The organism is Gordonia sp. JH63, from assembly GCF_009856645.1.
GTDB lineage: Bacteria > Actinomycetota > Actinomycetes > Mycobacteriales > Mycobacteriaceae > Gordonia > Gordonia hongkongensis.
The window spans coordinates 4517025-4532696 of the sequence record NZ_CP047235.1 but is presented as its reverse complement, the minus strand read 5'-3'; the positions used below and the strand labels follow the sequence as shown (position 1 = coordinate 4532696).

General features: G+C 68.2%; 13 protein-coding genes. 7 read left to right on the top strand and 6 right to left on the bottom strand.

The annotated features are described in order from the left end of the window. Positions 1-96: 96 nt before the first annotated feature. Together GR168_RS20080 and GR168_RS20075 are read right to left on the bottom strand one after the other, a co-directional pair. On the bottom strand, positions 97-504 hold the full coding sequence (locus tag GR168_RS20080) for a globin domain-containing protein (protein WP_068970844.1): 408 nt from the start codon (positions 502-504) through the stop codon (positions 97-99). 133 nt (positions 505-637) lie between these two features. Continuing rightward, entirely contained in the window at positions 638-1504 is an 867-nt protein-coding gene (locus tag GR168_RS20075; RefSeq protein WP_159371534.1) for a helix-turn-helix transcriptional regulator, read from the bottom strand. A 171-nt stretch (positions 1505-1675) separates the two neighbouring features. Here GR168_RS20075 and GR168_RS20070 point away from each other — a divergent pair, with 171 nt between their 5' ends. Next, on the top strand, positions 1676-2695 hold the full coding sequence (locus GR168_RS20070) for a zinc-dependent alcohol dehydrogenase family protein (protein ID WP_159371533.1): 1020 nt from the start codon (positions 1676-1678) through the stop codon (positions 2693-2695). Between the two features lie 40 nt (positions 2696-2735). Further along, positions 2736-3149, top strand: a complete 414-nt coding sequence (locus GR168_RS20065; RefSeq protein WP_065632591.1) for a cupin domain-containing protein — start codon at positions 2736-2738, stop codon at positions 3147-3149. A gap of 68 nt (positions 3150-3217) precedes the next feature. On the opposite strand, the gene GR168_RS20060 is transcribed toward GR168_RS20065, so the two are convergent. Together GR168_RS20060 and GR168_RS20055 are read right to left on the bottom strand one after the other, a co-directional pair. Continuing rightward, on the bottom strand, positions 3218-3883 hold the full coding sequence (locus GR168_RS20060) for an enoyl-CoA hydratase/isomerase family protein (protein ID WP_159371532.1): 666 nt from the start codon (positions 3881-3883) through the stop codon (positions 3218-3220). Beyond that, positions 3880-4539 (bottom strand): helix-turn-helix domain-containing protein, encoded by a 660-nt coding sequence (locus GR168_RS20055; RefSeq protein ID WP_159371531.1) that lies wholly within the window; start codon positions 4537-4539, stop codon positions 3880-3882. Before GR168_RS20055 ends, GR168_RS20060 begins: the two co-directional genes overlap by 4 nt. 316 nt (positions 4540-4855) lie before the next feature. Between GR168_RS20055 and GR168_RS20050 the strand changes: the two genes are divergently transcribed. After that, positions 4856-10354, top strand: coding sequence for a carboxyl transferase domain-containing protein (locus GR168_RS20050; RefSeq protein ID WP_159371530.1), 5499 nt, complete (start codon positions 4856-4858; stop codon positions 10352-10354). A gap of 181 nt (positions 10355-10535) precedes the next feature. On the opposite strand, the gene GR168_RS20045 is transcribed toward GR168_RS20050, so the two are convergent. Both GR168_RS20045 and GR168_RS20040 read right to left on the bottom strand, forming a co-directional pair. Continuing rightward, positions 10536-11036, bottom strand: coding sequence for an SRPBCC family protein (locus tag GR168_RS20045; RefSeq protein ID WP_159371529.1), 501 nt, complete (start codon positions 11034-11036; stop codon positions 10536-10538). Between the two features lie 47 nt (positions 11037-11083). Then, a complete protein-coding gene (locus GR168_RS20040) occupies positions 11084-12073 on the bottom strand; it encodes an AraC family transcriptional regulator (protein WP_159371528.1) in 990 nt (329 codons plus the stop codon). A 121-nt stretch (positions 12074-12194) separates the two neighbouring features. On the opposite strand from GR168_RS20040, the gene GR168_RS20035 reads away from it, so the two are divergent. From GR168_RS20035 to GR168_RS20020, 4 genes are read left to right on the top strand one after another with little or no spacing between them, the layout of a single operon-like run. Further along, positions 12195-13430: a cytochrome P450 gene (locus GR168_RS20035; protein ID WP_065632478.1), complete on the top strand. Its 1236-nt coding sequence runs from the start codon at positions 12195-12197 to the stop codon at positions 13428-13430. Between the two features lie 27 nt (positions 13431-13457). Next, on the top strand, positions 13458-14471 hold the full coding sequence (locus GR168_RS20030; protein WP_159371982.1) for a 2Fe-2S iron-sulfur cluster-binding protein: 1014 nt from the start codon (positions 13458-13460) through the stop codon (positions 14469-14471). Between the two features lie 28 nt (positions 14472-14499). Then, entirely contained in the window at positions 14500-14811 is a 312-nt protein-coding gene (locus tag GR168_RS20025; protein WP_078113755.1) for an EthD family reductase, read from the top strand. 1 nt (position 14812) lies between these two features. Further along, positions 14813-15634: an IclR family transcriptional regulator gene (locus GR168_RS20020; RefSeq protein WP_065632481.1), complete on the top strand. Its 822-nt coding sequence runs from the start codon at positions 14813-14815 to the stop codon at positions 15632-15634. The last annotated feature ends 38 nt before the right edge of the window (positions 15635-15672 follow it).

Sequence of the window (15672 nt, the reverse complement as noted above, 5' to 3'; positions counted from 1 at the left end):
TGACGTGGGAGGTACACATCAGAAGCTATGACTCAGGACACAGCGAGATAAGTCCGCAAAAGTAGACATTCGGTGGCGGCGACCGGCCGCCCCGGTTCAGTCGGCGACGGCCGGATACGCGTCGAGCATCAGGCCGGCGACCGCACCGAGAGCGTCGGTCCAGGCGGCGGTCATCTCGTCGGTCCACTCCGCGCCGCCGCGCTCGGCCATCGTCGCGATGAGCGCACCGGCCACCCAGTCGTACATCTCGGGCGTCACGCCGAGGTCGTTGTGCCGGCGTCCCAGCGCGCCGAGTGTGCGGCCGAGCCACTCGGCGTCGTCGAGGTGGTCGAGGACCGCGGCTATGGCCTGCTGCAGCATCGTGGCCTGTGGTCGGAGGTCGGCGCCGAACATCAGCCGGACCTCCGGATGTTCGGCGAACAATCGGTCGTAGAAGTCGCGCATCAACTTCTGTTCGTCGTCAATGACCAGGGAAAGGCTGTCCTGCAATACCTCTGGGTTCAACACGGGGGGCTGCACCTCGTCGGAATCGTGCGATGTAGCAATGAAACATTTCTTGTATCTCTGTCACATCTAGCACGACGTAGGCCCTCGCACAGCGGAATGGCCGGACCGGCACAGATCAGGCTGACGTGACTCAGAGGCCGGCGACCTCGCTGGCCGCGTAGGAAGCGAGCAATCGAAGGCGTTCCGCGCTGGGGGAGCCGGGCTCGGCGGCGTAGATCATCAGGATCGTCCCGGGATCGGCGGTGACGGCGAGTTCCTCGTAGGCCAGGGTCAGTTCGCCGACCACCGGGTGGTGGAAGCGTTTCGTCCCGGTGCCGTGTGTCCGGACGTTGTGCGCGGCCCAGAGGGTGCGGAAAGTGTCGCTGCGCGTGGACAATTCACCCACAAGATCCTGGAGCGCCTTGTCGTGCGGATCGCGTCCCGCCTCGGCCCGCATGATGGCGACGCACATCTCGGCGAACAGGTCCCAGTCCGGGTAGAAGTCACGACTGGCCGGGTCGAGGAACTGGAAACGGGCCAGATTCGGCGTGCGCCCGCCGTCGCCGATGACCGGCGAGTAGAAGGCGCGACCGAGGGCGTTGGTGGCCAGCAGGTCCTGATGTGAGTCGCGCACGAAGGCGACGGCGTCGGTGATGGCGTCGAGTGCCCAGGTCAGGCTGTGGCGCGAGGCCGTGGCCTTCCCCGAACGACGCCTCGTGCGTCCGGAGGCGGGTATCCCGTCGGCGGCCCGGGCGAGGTCGAGAAGGTGGGCGCGCTCGGTGTCGTCGAGTTGCAATGCCCTGGCGAGCGATTCGAGGACCGACGACGACGCGCCGGCGATCGTGCCCCGTTCCAGGCGGGAGTAATACTCGACGCTCACCCCGGCGAGGGTCGCGACCTCGCTGCGTCGGAGACCGGGCACGCGGCGATTACCGCCGGCCGGGAGCCCTGCGGTCTCGGGCGTGATCTTCGCGCGGCGCGACATGAGGAACTCGCGAACCTCGGCACGGTTGTCCATACGCCCAGCGTAGGACGGGCGGCGGCCTCCAGGGGTGCCCTGTCAGTACACCTCCCGGTAGGAACTGTCGCGTATGCGATATATGCGGTTGCCTTGATGGGTGACCGCATCTGCCGTCGTGCTCGCCTCGTGAGGCGAGCAGGTGGCGGAACCGACTGACGAGGAGAACACATGCGCGGAGTGATCATGGATGCCCCCGGCACCATCCGGGTGGACGATCGCGAGAACCCGACCATCCAGGAACCGACCGACGCGATCATCAAGGTCGCCGCGACCTGCGTCTGCGGGTCGGATCTGTGGCCGTACCGCGGCATCGAAGACGTCGATCACGCGCCGATGGGCCACGAGTACGTCGGCACCGTCACCGAGGTCGGCGACCAGGTGTCGTCGATCAGGGTGGGCGACTTCGTGGTGGGTTCGTTCTTCGCCTCGGACAACACGTGCGAGATCTGCCGTGCCGGCTACCAGTCCCGGTGTGTGCACGCCGAGCCGATGGGCGCCCTCGGTACGCAGGCCGAATACGCCCGGATTCCGCACGCCGACGGCACGCTCGTCGCGACTCCCGGCCAGCCGGATGCCGACCTCATCCCGTCGCTGCTGGCCGCGTCCGACGTCCTGGGAACCGGTTGGTTCGGTGCCGTGGCGGCTGAGGTGGGTCCGGGTAAGACCGTGGCCGTCGTCGGCGACGGCGCGGTCGGACTGCTCGGTGTGCTGGCCGCGAAACACCTGGGCGCCGAACGCATCATCGCGATGAGCAGGCACGCGGACCGGCAGGCGCTTGCGCGCGAGTTCGGGGCGACCGACATCGTGTCCGAACGGGGCGACGACGGCGTGGCACGGATCAAGGAGCTCACCGACGGACTCGGCGCGCATTCGGTCATCGAAGCTGTTGGGACGCAGGAGTCGATGATGCAGGCCATCCGGTCGACGCGACCCGGCGGCCATGTGGGTTACGTCGGCGTCTCGCACGACGTCGAGCTGCCCGGTCTCGAGCTGTTCTTCTCCGGCGTCCACCTGCACGGCGGACCGGCCCCGGTGCGACGCTTCCTGCCCGACCTGATCGACCTGATCTGGAAGCGGGAGATCGACCCCGGCAAGGTCTTCGACCTCACCCTCCCGCTCGACGACGCCGCCGAGGGATACCGCGCCATGGACGAGCGCCGCGCGACCAAGGTGCTGCTCACCGTCTGACCTCGGTCGGTACCCTCACGGCAAACGAAAGGCGTTCAGCATGAAGATCACTCGCAGTTCCATCGACACCGTCAAAGGTCCCGGCGACTGGTTCACCGGCGACGTCTACATCGACGCCGCGGCCGCCTCGCCACCGCCGTCCCGGGTGTCGGCAAGCCTCGTCCATTTCATGCCGGGGGCGCGGACGCACTGGCACCGGCACCCGCTCAGCCAGACGGTCTTCGTCACCGAGGGGATCGGCCTGTGCCAGCGGCGCGGTGGCCCCATCGAGGTCATCCGCCCCGGCGATCGCGTCCTCTTCGAAGCCGACGAGGAGCACTGGCACGGAGCCGCCCCCACGCGCCTGATGGTCCATCTCGCGATCAACGAGGGCGACGACGACCACGATGTCGTGCAGTGGCTGCAACCGGTCACCGACGAGGAGTACGGGCAGGCGCCGGATCTCGGGATCTGATCAGTCGAACCCGACGGTGGCCGGGGTCTTCGGGGTTGCCTGACACGTCAGCAGCCTGGATCGTTCTGTCATGATCGAGCTCGGCCATGCCGCAATGCCGTCGTCACCGACTCGAACATCGTCGACTTGATGGCCCCGAGGGTCGCCCGGTCCTTGCCGACAATCGGAGACAGCGTCTCCAGGGCTGCCCCGACGATCTCCCCCTCGGCCGCAGTGCCGTCGATCAAGCCGGCGTCCAGAGCTTCGGCGGCGCCGTACCGGTGGCCGGTGCTCATCGCGGTGAGCGCAGATCGGGGGGAGAGCTTGGCCTGGATGAGCGCGGCCATCCCAGGTGTGAAGGGGATGTTGATGTCCACCTCCGGGAAGCAGTAGTAACCGCGGTCGGCGCGCATGATCCGGAAGTCGTGCGCGATGGCGAGCATTGCTCCGGCGCCGAAGGCGTGGCCGTTGACCGCTGCGACTGTGGGAAGCGGAAACGTCAGCGTCCGGGCGAACAGGGCCTGCACTTGCTCGACGTACCAGTCGGTTCGATCGCCGTTGGCTATGAGCCAGTCCAGGTCCAGACCGTTGGAGTAGAACTTGCCGTCGCCCACGGTGATCAGACCTCTGGCGTTCGCCTCGGCGTCGTCGAGGAGCGAACCGACGGCGTCGAGCCAATCGGGGGAGAATCGGTTCTCGTCGTCGCCGATGGTCAGGACGGCGATGTCGTCGTGGTAGTCCAGTGAAGCTGTCATGACGGGTCCTTTCGCGAAGCAGTGGCCTGATGCGATGGTTTGGTCGGGGTGAGGGACAGTACGGCGCGGACCGCCGTCGCGATGCGTTCGCGGGTTGCGGCATCGGGGGTTCTCCTGCCGCGCAGGAGCAATGCAGTCGGAAGTTCGACCACGCAGTCTCTGATGACGGACACGGCGTCACGGTCTGCGCGCTGCCAGACCGCCTGGGACAACTCGATGAACAATGACGTCAACGACCCGTCGAGACCGCGGAGATTTCTCGCGAGGTCGTCGGGAAGGTCATCGGACCCAAGCAGTTCTCGGCGATCGACAGTGAGTAGGAAGCCACCCCGCACAGGCCTTTCGAGCAAGAACCGTGCGGGCGCATCCGCGGCGACGACGACGGCTTCGACTGCGGAGTCATAACTGCCGTCGCCGCCGGTGAGGACTGCGTCGACCGCGTCGCGCTGTGCGGCGAGAAACTGCTCGGCCGCGCGCAACCACACCCTGCCGACCAGCCCGGCACGCGACCCGAACGCGTGATAGATCGCGCCGTTGGACATCGAGGTGAGTTCCGACAGCGCACGAACCGTCACCGCCGCAGGGCCGGCCCGGACCGCCAAGCCCTCGGCCGCATCCATCAACTGCTCGAGGTCGTGCGTGCGAGGACGAGGCATGACGAAACTCTAACAGAGCACGCGCTCTGTAATGCCACCGCAGCCCGGGTCGACCCCGACTCGGTTCGATGCCGTTCTCCCGGCGACTGTCGCCGAGGTGCCCGTGCTCCGAGGAGCCCGACGGCTGCGTGAAAGGGCCGCCTGAAGTCCGGATCGCGTGGTTTCACCCACCTCGCGACGCGCCGTACTCGCGCGTAGCGATTTGACTCGTAAGAATCACAGCGTCGAACCACCCCGCAGGTCCCGGATCGCCACTGAGCTGGGCCGCTGCGCTGTACCGTACCTGCGGACCTTCAACCGCACGACGACGACGTGAATGGAGCCGGTGTTGTTTTCTCGTATCGCCATCGTGAACCGAGGTGAGGCCGCGATGCGGCTCATCCACGCCGTTCGGGGCCTCTCGGAGGAGACCGGGCAACCCATCGAGGTCATCGCGCTGCACACCGACGTGGATCGCAATGCCACGTTCGTACGCGAGGCGGACGTCGCCTACGACCTCGGGCCCGCAGCGTCGCGTCCGTACCTGAACATGAAGGTGCTCGAGCACGCCCTGCTGGAGACCGGTGCCGACGCGGCATGGGTCGGCTGGGGCTTTGTGGCCGAGGACCCGCTGTTCGCCGAACTCTGCGACCGGATCGGCGTCACCTTCGTCGGGCCGTCGGCCGAGGCGATGCGCAAGCTGGGCGACAAGATCGGCGCCAAACTGATCGCCGAGGAAGTGGGCGTGCCGGTGGCGGCGTGGAGCCGCGGCGGTGTGGACACTCTCGACGAGGCCGTGGCCGCGGCCGCCCAGATCGGCTACCCGCTGATGCTGAAGGCCACCGCCGGCGGTGGCGGCCGCGGCATCCGCAAGGTCACCAGCGATGCCGATCTCCGTGACGCCTACACCCGCACCCGCGAGGAGGCCGAGCGCGCCTTCGGCAGTGGCGTGGTGTTCCTGGAACGGCTCGTCACCGGTGCGCGCCACGTCGAGGTCCAGGTCATCGCCGACGGCCAGGGCACCGCGTGGGCGCTGGGCGTCCGCGACTGCTCGGTTCAGCGACGCAACCAGAAGATCATCGAGGAATCCGCGTCGCCGGTACTTCCCGCCGACCGGGTCGCCGAGCTCAAGGCGTCGGCCGAGCGGCTCGCCGTGGCCGTGGGATACCGCGGCGCGGCCACCGTCGAGTTCCTCTACCACCCGGGCGAGAACCTGCTCGCGTTCCTCGAGGTCAACACCCGCCTGCAGGTGGAACACCCCATCACCGAGGCGACGACCGGCTTCGACCTGGTCCGTGCGCAGCTGCACGTGGCGTCGGGCGGCCGCCTCGAGGGTGAGCCCCCGGTCGAACGCGGGCACGCCATCGAAGCCCGCCTCAACGCCGAGGATCCCGACCGCGACTTCGCTCCCGCGCCCGGCCGTATCGACCTGCTCGAGCTGCCCGCCGGCCCCGGCATCCGCGTCGACACCGGCGTCAGCGAGGGTGACACCATCCCCGCCGATTTCGACTCGATGATCGCCAAGATCATCGCCTACGGACGGAACCGCGACGAGGCCCTCGGCCGCCTCCGCCGGGCCATGCGCGAGACCCGCGTGATCATCGCCGGCGGCGCGACCAACAAGAGCTTCGTGCTGGAGCTGCTCGCGCAGCCGCAGGTCATCGACGGCAGCGCGGACACCGGCTGGATCGACCGCGTGCGTGCCGAGGGCGGCCTCGTCGCCAACCGGCACTCGGCGATCGCGCTGATCGCCGCCGCCATCGACGCGTACGAGGAAGAGGAACTCGTCGAGCGGCAGCGGCTGATGTCGACGGCTTCCGGCGGTCGTCCGCAGGTGCAGCACGACAGCGGACGTCCGCTCGACCTGAAGCTGCGCGGCGTCGCGTATCGCGTCCGGGTCGGGGCCATCGGCGCGCATCGCTTCCGCGTGACCATCGAGGCGCCGGGCGAGATCCGGACCGCCGATGTCGACCTCGAACGCTTCGACGAGCACGCCGCGCAGCTCGTGGTCAACCGGGTGCGCTACCGCCTGCTCACCGACACCCACGGACCGATCCACCTCGTCGACGTGGACGGCGTCACCCACCGCGTCAGCCGCGACGAGGGCGGTGTGGTGCGCTCGCCCGCGCCGGCGCTCGTCGTCGCGACGCCGCTGCAGGCCGGTGACGAGGTCGACGCGGGCGCCCCCATCCTCGTGCTGGAGAGCATGAAGATGGAGACCGTCCTGCGCGCGCCGGTGCGCTCACGTGTCAAGGAGTGCGCGGTGTCGGTCGGCACCCAGGTGGAGACGGGCGCGACCCTGATGCGCCTCGAACCGCTCGCCGACGACGAGGACGACGCCGTCGAGGAGGTGGCCGCTGACGCCGTCGACCTGGAGCTGCCTGCCGAGCTCGAGGTCGATCCCACCGAACGCACCACCCGGAGTCAGGAAGACCTCCGCAGCCAGCTGCTCGGCTTCGACGTCGACCCGAACCACCGGATGCGCCTGCTCGACGAGTACCTCGCCGTACGGCGCGCCGCGTTCGACAGCGGCCGTCGTCCGCTGGCCGACGAACTCGAATTGGTGACGGTGTTCGCCGACCTGGCCGAGCTGAGCCAGAACCGGCCGTCGAGTCACGAGGTCGGTGTCGAGCACGTGCACAGCGCACGCGAGAACTTCCACACTTACCTGCAGAGTCTCGACGTCGAACGCGACGGGCTGCCCGCGGCGTTCCACGACCAGCTGAGCCGCGCGCTCAGCCACTACGGCGTGACCGACCTCGAGCGCACCCCGGAGCTCGAGGCCGCGGTGTTCCGGATCTTCCTCGCGCTGCAGAACCCGAACGACTCGGCCGCGGTGATCAGCTCGCTGCTCCTGGAATGGCTCGACGAGCCGACCCCGCGCGACGAACTGCGTGACGCGGTGGGCACCGCCCTCGACCGCCTCGTCGCCGCCACCCAGGTCCGCTTCCCGGCCGTCGCCGACCTCGCCCGCGGCGTCATCTACGCCTGGTACGGCCAGCCGCTGCTGCTGCGCGACCGCGCCCGTGTCTACAGCAATGTGCGCAAGCAGCTCAAGTACCTCGACGAGAACCCCGACGCCGCCGACCGCACGAGCCGCATCGACGACATGGTGCGCAGCACCGAACCGCTCGTCCGGCTTCTCGGTCAGCGCATCGAGCGGCACGCCGACAACACGGTGATGCTCGAGGTGCTGACCCGGCGTTACTACGGCAACCGCGGCCTCGCCGACATCCGGATCCGGGAGGCCGGCGGGGCGACGTTCGTGGTCGCCCAGCGAGATGCCGGTGACATCGCTTCGGCCGCAGTCGGTTTCGACGCCCTGCCGGCGACGATCGGCGGACTCGCCGAACTCGCCCGCGACACCGCCGCGGTCGATGCCGACATCTACCTGGCGTGGGAGCAGCAACCCGACGACTTCGACGTGCTCGCCGGGACACTGCACGACATCGTCGCCACCAGTTCGCTTCCGCCGCAGGTGCACCGCGTCACCATCACGGTCGCCGGCAGTGCCGATGCGCGGATGCATCACCACGTGACCTTCCGGCCGTCGGCGACCGGTATGGCCGAGGAACGCCTGATCCGCGGACTGCACCCCTACATCGCGCAGCGCATGCAGATGGAACGGCTCCGCAAGTTCGACCTCACCCGACTGCCGTCGTCGGACGACGAAGAGGTCTACCTCTTCCGTTGTGTCGCACGGGAGAACGCGTCGGATCGCCGTCTCGTCGCCTTCGCGCAGGTCCGCGACCTGACCGCACTGCGCGACCAGGACGGCCGCCTGCTGACGCTGCCGACCGCCGAGGCGGCGCTCGCGTCGTGCGTCGACTCGATCCGGCGCGCGCAGCGCGGTTCCACCAACCTGTCCAGCGCCAACCGGATCATCATGTACGTGTGGCCGCCGATCGACGTCGACGCCGACGTCCTCGACGCGATCGCCGACCACATCCGCGGCACGACACAGGGAGTGGGGCTCGAAGAGGTCCAGCTCATCGCGCGTCGCCGCGACCGCGACACCGGCGAGCTGAGCAAGGTCTCGGTCCATTTCTCGGTCAACCCGACCGGCGGGTTCGACGTCCGGGTCGTCGACCCGACCGACGAGCCGATCGAACCGGTCGACGAGTACCGCCAGAAGGTGCTGCGGGCAGCGAAGCGCAACACCGTCTATCCGTACGAATTGGCCGCCATCCTGGGCGATTTCACCGAGTACGACCTCGACGCCGAGCAGCGTCTGGTGCCGGTCGACCGGGCCAAGGGTCGCAACTCCGCGGCGATCGTCGCCGGTGTGGTCACCACCCCGACCGAGAAGTACCCGCGCGGTGTCACCCGCGTGGTCCTGCTCGGCGACCCGACGAAATCGCTGGGCGCACTGGCGGAACCGGAGTGCAGCCGGCTGGTCGCGGCGCTCGACCTCGCCGAGCAGATGCAGGTCCCGCTCGAGTGGTACGCACTCTCCTCAGGCGCGCGGATCTCCATGGATTCAGGCACGGAGAACATGGACTGGATCGCCCGGGCGCTGAAGCGCATCGTCGAGTTCACGCAGGCCGGCGGTGAGATCAACATCGTCGTGGCCGGGATCAACGTGGGCGGGCAGCCGTACTGGAACGCCGAGGCGACGATGCTCATGCACACCAAGGGCATCCTCGTGATGACACCGGAGTCGGCCATGGTGCTCACCGGCAAGCAGTCGCTGGACTTCTCCGGCGGTGTGTCGGCGGAGGACAACTTCGGCATCGGCGGTTACGACCGCGTCATGGGCCCCAACGGCCAGGCGCAGTACTGGGCGCCGAATCTCGGTGCGGCACGCGATCTTCTGATGGCTCACTACGAACACACCTACGTGGCGCCGGGCGAGCAGACCCCGCGTCGCGCGATCACGAGCGACCCGGTGGACCGCGACATCTCCGACTACCCGCACGTCCTGGCGGGCAGCGACTTCACCACGGTCGGACAGATCTTCTCGGCGGCCACCAACCCGGACCGCAAGAAGCCCTTCGACATCCGCACGGTGATCCGCGCCGTCGCCGACCAGGACCACCCGGTGCTGGAGCGCTGGGCGGGGATGGCCGACGCGGAGACCGCGGTGGTGTGCGATCTGCACATGGGCGGAATCCCGGTGTGCCTGTTGGGTATCGAGTCGAGGGAGGTGCCGCGCCGGGGATACACCCCCACGGACGGTCCCGACACCTACACGGCCGGCACGCTGTTCCCGCAGTCGTCGAAGAAGGCGGCGCGCGCGATCAACGTGGCCAGCGGAAACCGACCGCTCGTGGTGCTGGCCAACCTGTCCGGGTTCGACGGATCGCCGGAGTCGTTGCGCAAGCTCCAGCTGGAGTACGGCGCGGAGATCGGGCGGGCCATCGTGAACTTCGAGGGCCCCATCGTGTTCTGCGTGATCTCGCGCTACCACGGTGGTGCATTCGTGGTGTTCTCGAAGGCGTTGAACCCCAACATGACCGTGCTCGCGATCGACGGGTCGTTCGCGTCGGTGCTCGGCGGTGCCCCCGCGGCGGCGGTGGTCTTCGCCGGCGACGTGGCCAAGCGGGTCAGTGCCGACGCACGGGTGCGCGAACTCGAGGCGGAGACCGCACAGGCCACCGGCCCCGACCGCTCACGGCTCAACGCCGAGCTGGCCGATCTGCGTCAGTCGGTGCGAGCGGAGAAGATCAGCGAGATCGCCGCGGAGTTCGACGCGGTGCACAGCATCCGACGCGCCGTCGAGGTCGGTTCGGTCGACGCGGTCATCCAGGCCGACGAGCTCCGGCCCCAGATCATCGGCGCGATCGAGAAGTCGCCGGCGTGGGGTCGGCAGGACTCGCAGGTGGCCAGCTCGTAGAGCCTGCGCTCCTTGATCTGAAAGAGCCTGTTTGTGCTAGGAGCGAGCCCAACTACTGCTCCCTGAGGTGCGAGGAGCGCAAGCGACGAGCCTCGAAGGGCCTGGTGAGACGCCTTGCGGGACCCTTCGTGACGCTCGCAAGCTCGCTCCTCAGGGAGCGGGGCCAGGTCGTTCTTCCGGATCAGGGAGCAGAGACGCGTTCGACGATCTCCTTGATCGCCGCGAGGGTGACCGGGATCCCCGACAACGCGGCGTCGCGGCGCTGCTCGAGTTGGGCGTCGGCGTCGTCCCCGAACCGCTGCGCGAACAGCTCGAACCCGGCCGGCTGCACGGCCCACGATTCGGTCAGCGTCGTCCCGTCGTCGTCGGGTTCGATCGTGTACGACCACCGCACGGCGTCGCCGTTGACCATCCAGGCGAACTCGACGGGCTCCTGTGCGGCGACCACCCGCGACTGGGTCTCCCACACCCGCTCGGGTGTCTCGTTGCGGCCGAAGAACCACGCGCCCACCTCCGGTCCGGTCGCGGGCTCCGTCCACCAGCACGCCTTGCAGATCGGGCTCCACTCGCCGGTGCGAGCGATGTCGGTCACCACGTCCCAGACCTGCTGCGGCGTGGCGTCGACGGCGATGGACTCGGAGTGGGTGAATCGGGCACTGCGGTCGATGTCGCTGGTCGTCATGGGCCCTTCCTGCGGTCGCGTACCGACCATCCTAGGGAGGGCGCCGCTCAGGGCGCGATGGTCCGGTACCGGGACGGGCTGACCCCGAAGGTCCGGCTGAACGCACGACTGAAGTGCGACGGGTCGCGGAACCCGACCTGTGCGCAGATGTCGGCGACGCCCAGATCGCTCTGGACGAGCAGGTTACGGGCCCGGTCGAGCCGCCGGGCGTAGAGCCACGCCCGAGGTGTGGTGCCGGTCGTGCTGAACAGCTTGTGGACGTAGCGCACCGACATCCCGAGCTCTGCGGCCACCAGTGCGATGGTGTGGTCGGGATCGTGGAGGTGATCGGCCATCGCGTTCTGGACCGCGCGGAGGTCGGCGGCGTGTATCCGGTCGGTCGCGGTGCGAGGTGAGACCTGCTCGGTCATCGCGCCGGCGACCATGTCGAGGACCGCGCTCGCCACCGTGCTCGACGACGGCACGGAGATGCCCTGGACCTGGGCCGCGACATCGACCAGGAAGTTCGACACCAGCCGTCCGATGCCCGAGTCGACCGCGATGGCCCGGCCCGTCGCGTCGTCGACGACGTCGTGGGTTGCCCGCGCGATGAGCTGTTCCCGCGGGGCGCGCACGACGATCTGCTCGAACTCGGTTGCGCCACTGACGACGAAAGGTGCAGTGGCGTCGATGATCCCGAAGGCGCCGTGTTCCAGCAATCCGGTGCGCTCACCCTGTGAGATCGTCGCGGCCCCCTGGGTGATGAGGCACAGCAGATAGTCGTCGGCCGGATCGGATTCGATCATCGCCGGCGTGCGCACGACGGTGTGCGGATCGGCGCGGACCACGCTGACCGACAGGGCGCCGACGGGTCGGGCGACGATCTGTGCGGTGAACGGGCGTCGGTCCTGGGGCCAGTCGATGTCCATCTCGCAGAAGGTGGCGTCGAGGGCCTCGGCCCACCGCACCCGGCCCTCGGCACTCGCAAGCTCGCGGGTGCTCAGTTCCACGGATCCGGCGGTGCGCGCGGAGTCATCCATCGGTGCGTTCGCAGTCATTCTCTCCCACCACCTCCACCCATAGTGTTCCAGATCACAAGACATCGCCGACGTGGCCGGCGGCATGACCGAACGAGCCGGCCCCAGACAACAGATATCCGGAACGACAACGGAGAGTCACATGACCGCAGTACAGCCCTCCCACGAGGTCACCCCGAAGTTCGTCGAAGAGATCACGATGGCCGAGCTGGAGGCCGATCCGTACCCCTTCTACGAGCGGCTCCGAAAGGAGGCGCCGGTGGCGTTCGTGCCGTCACTCGGGATGTACATCGTCTCGACCCGCGAACTCTGCATGCAGATCGCGAAGGACTCGGACACCTGGCCTGCGGTGATCTCCCCGGCCGGCGGACGCACGTTCGGCCACGGTGCGCTGCTCAACTCGAACGGCCCCGAGCATCGCGACCTGCGCGACATGGTCGAGCCGCATCTGCAACCGTCGGCTGTCGACGACTACATCGACGATCTGGTGCGTCCGTTCGCACGCGAACTGCTGGAGCGGATCGAGGACAACGGTTCGGCCGACATCGTCGCCGAGTACTGCGAACCGGTCAGTGTCCGTGCCCTCGGCGACCTGCTGGGCCTCGGGGATGTGAGCACGGACAAACTGCGGGAGTGGTTCCACAAGCTCAGCGGCTCGTTCACCAACTCCGCGATGACGCCCGACGGCGAGTTCGCCAATCCCGACGGCTTCGTCCCGGGGGACGAGGCGAAGGCCGAGATCATCGCGCACGTCGACCCCAAGATCGACGAGTGGATCGTCAACCCGGATCACAGCGCGATCTCGCACTGGCTCCACGACGGGATGCCGGAAGGCCAGACGCGCAGCCGCGACGTCATCTACCCCAACCTGTATGTGTTCCTTCTCGGGGCGATGCAGGAACCGGGACATGCGATGGCGACCACACTCGCCGGTCTGTTCAGCCGGCCGGAACAGCTGGAGCGGGTCGTCGACGATCCCGGCCTCATCCCCAGGGCGGTCGGTGAGGGTATGCGGTGGGTCGCGCCGATCTGGTCGGCGGCCGCGAAGATCGCCACCGACGAGGTCGTCGTCGGCGGTGTGACGATCCCGCAGAACTCCGTGGTGATGCTGTCCTACGGGTCGGCGAATCAGGACGAGAACGCCTACGACGCCCCGACCGCCTACGACCTCGACCGGGCCGTGATCCCGAACATGACCTTCGGTGGCGGCGTCCATGCCTGTGCCGGAACCTATTTCGCGAACAACGTGATCCGGATCGCGCTCGAGGAACTGCTGGAGACGATCCCGAACATCGAGCGAGACACCGACCACGAGGTCAACTTCTGGGGCTGGGGCTTCCGCGGTCCCAAGGAGCTCCACGTGAAGTGGGAGGTCTGAGCCGTGACCAGCACACATCGGGTCCGTATCCAGGGCTCGGACACCCCGTTCGAGGTCGCCGACGACCAGTCGGTTCTCGACGCGGTCCTGCGTGCCGGGGAGTGGCTCCCGCACTCCTGCACGCAGGGAACCTGCGGGACCTGCAAGGTGCGGGTACTCGACGGCCAGGTGGCGCACAATGATTCGCCCGAGTACACGCTGACGCCGGCCGAACGGTGTGCCGGCCTGGCGCTGGGCTGTCTGGCCACGCCGTGCTCCGACCTGGTCGTCGAACCACTGGGCACCGCGTCGGACGATGGCGCACCACGGCATCCACTGCGCGATTTCGACGGCACCGTCGTCGCCCTGGACGACATCGCCACCGACACGCGGCGACTCGTCGTCGAACTGGACGAACCGATGTCGTTCAACGCCGGTCAGTACGCGGAACTGCAGATCCCCGGTACCGGTCTCGGACGTCAGTATTCGATGGCCAACCCGCCGTCGGAACCGAAGCGCCTGGAGTTCCACGTCAAGCGCACCGTCGGTGGAAGGGCAACGGACGGTTGGATCTTCAGCGCGCTGTCGGTGGGGGAGCGGGTGGAACTCCGTGGACCGCTGGGCCAGTTCCACCTCGTCCGCGAACAGAGCGAACCGGCCATCCTCATCGGTGGGGGCACCGGACTCGCCCCGCTCAAGTCGATCGCCCGTCATGTGCTCGATCACGGTCTGGTCCCCGAGCTGTACCTCTACCACGGTGGCCGACGCCGCGACGACCTCTACGACGTCGACTTCTTCCGCGACCTCGAGGCCGAGCGCGGTAACTTCCACTACCGGCCCGTCCTGAGCGAGGAGCAATGGGACGGGTCGACCGGGATGGTCACCGACGCGGTCGTCGAGGACTTCCGGAGCTGTAAAGGGCTGAGCGCGTACCTGTGTGGCCCACCGGCCATGATCGAGGCCGGAGTCCGGGCGCTCAAACGTCGCCGGATGGCGCCCCGTCTCATCTTCCGCGAGGAATTCACCGTGGCGGCACCCGTGGCGACCACTGCAGCGTCGTGACATCCCGCTCGAACCCGAAAGGCAAGCCATGTACCGACTCACCGTGATCTACGGACATCCGCTCGACCCGGCGGCCTTCGACCGGCACTACGAGAACGAGCATGCCGAGCTGGTTCGCCGCATCCCCGGACTGCGGCGGTTCGCCGCAGGCAAATGCGAGTCCCTCGACGGCACCGAACCCGCCTCGTACAGTGTGGCCGAGCTGTACTTCGATTCGAAAGAGTCTCTTGGGCAGGCACTCGGCTCGCCCGAGGGGCAAACCGCGGCCGGCGATGTCGCGAACTTCGCCACCGGCGGTGCCACCATGTTGTTCAGTGACGAGTCGACGGTGGGGCCCTGAGATGGCCGCGTTGCAGACCGTCCAGAAGATCGGCCCGGTCCTGGATCTGTTCACCGTCGAACGTCCGGAGTGGGGTGTGTCGGAGGTCGCGGGTGAGCTCGGCGTCCCCCGGTCGAGCGCACACGCGCTGCTGGCCTCACTGGTCGACATCGGCCTGCTCCAGTGCCGCGCCCGCGGCCGCTACCGCATCGGCTGGCGGGTCGTCGAGCTGAACCAGGCGTTGCAGGGCACGGTCGACGTCAAATCCTGTGCCGCACCGGCTTTGCAGGCGCTGTCGGAGAAGTTCGGCGAGACAACCCATCTCGCGGTCATGGAACGCTACCGGGTGATCTACGTCGACAAGGTGCTCGGCAATCACGTCATCAACGTGTCCGGCGCCCGGATCGGCGCCCAGCTCGACGCGCACTGCAGCGCGGTCGGCAAAGTGCTCCTCGCGCACTGCGACCCGGCTCAGCTGGCCCGCAACGTGACCGACAAGCAGCTCCGGCGGTACACGTCGTCGACCGTCACGGACCCGGACGAACTGGCGGCCGAACTGAAGGGTGTGCTGCGTCGGGGGTGCGCCTTCGACCTGGCCGAAGCCGTTCCCGACGTGCATTGCGTCGCGGCTCCGATCCGCGACGAGATGGGGGTGGTCGTGGCGGCGATGTCGATCACCGCGCCCGCGACGAGATTCATCCCGGCCCAACACGAACTCCGGCGTGCGGTGATCGCGGCCGCCGCCGACGCGTCACGCGCGCTGAACACCTCGTCCGGCGACGTGTCCACGCCCATCCGGCTGCCCGAGCGCGAGGTCTCCGTCCTGCACGCGGTGGCGGGATGACCCCGCGGTCGCTGTCCCTCATCCCAGAAAGACCATGC

Excerpts from the sequence above, each read along its gene's own strand:
- GR168_RS20045 (WP_159371529.1), bottom strand. The coding sequence starts at position 11,036 with ATGACGACCAGCGACATCGACCGCAGTGCCCGATTCACCCACTCCGAG.
- GR168_RS20075 (WP_159371534.1), bottom strand. The coding sequence starts at position 1,504 with ATGGACAACCGTGCCGAGGTTCGCGAGTTCCTCATGTCGCGCCGCGCG.
- GR168_RS20055 (WP_159371531.1), bottom strand. The coding sequence starts at position 4,539 with ATGCCTCGTCCTCGCACGCACGACCTCGAGCAGTTGATGGATGCGGCC.
- GR168_RS20020 (WP_065632481.1), top strand. The coding sequence starts at position 14,813 with ATGGCCGCGTTGCAGACCGTCCAGAAGATCGGCCCGGTCCTGGATCTG.
- GR168_RS20025 (WP_078113755.1), top strand. The coding sequence starts at position 14,500 with ATGTACCGACTCACCGTGATCTACGGACATCCGCTCGACCCGGCGGCC.
- GR168_RS20035 (WP_065632478.1), top strand. The coding sequence starts at position 12,195 with ATGACCGCAGTACAGCCCTCCCACGAGGTCACCCCGAAGTTCGTCGAA.
- GR168_RS20040 (WP_159371528.1), bottom strand. The coding sequence starts at position 12,073 with ATGACTGCGAACGCACCGATGGATGACTCCGCGCGCACCGCCGGATCC.
- GR168_RS20065 (WP_065632591.1), top strand. The coding sequence starts at position 2,736 with ATGAAGATCACTCGCAGTTCCATCGACACCGTCAAAGGTCCCGGCGAC.
- GR168_RS20050 (WP_159371530.1), top strand. The coding sequence starts at position 4,856 with ATGGAGCCGGTGTTGTTTTCTCGTATCGCCATCGTGAACCGAGGTGAG.
- GR168_RS20060 (WP_159371532.1), bottom strand. The coding sequence starts at position 3,883 with ATGACAGCTTCACTGGACTACCACGACGACATCGCCGTCCTGACCATC.
- GR168_RS20070 (WP_159371533.1), top strand. The coding sequence starts at position 1,676 with ATGCGCGGAGTGATCATGGATGCCCCCGGCACCATCCGGGTGGACGAT.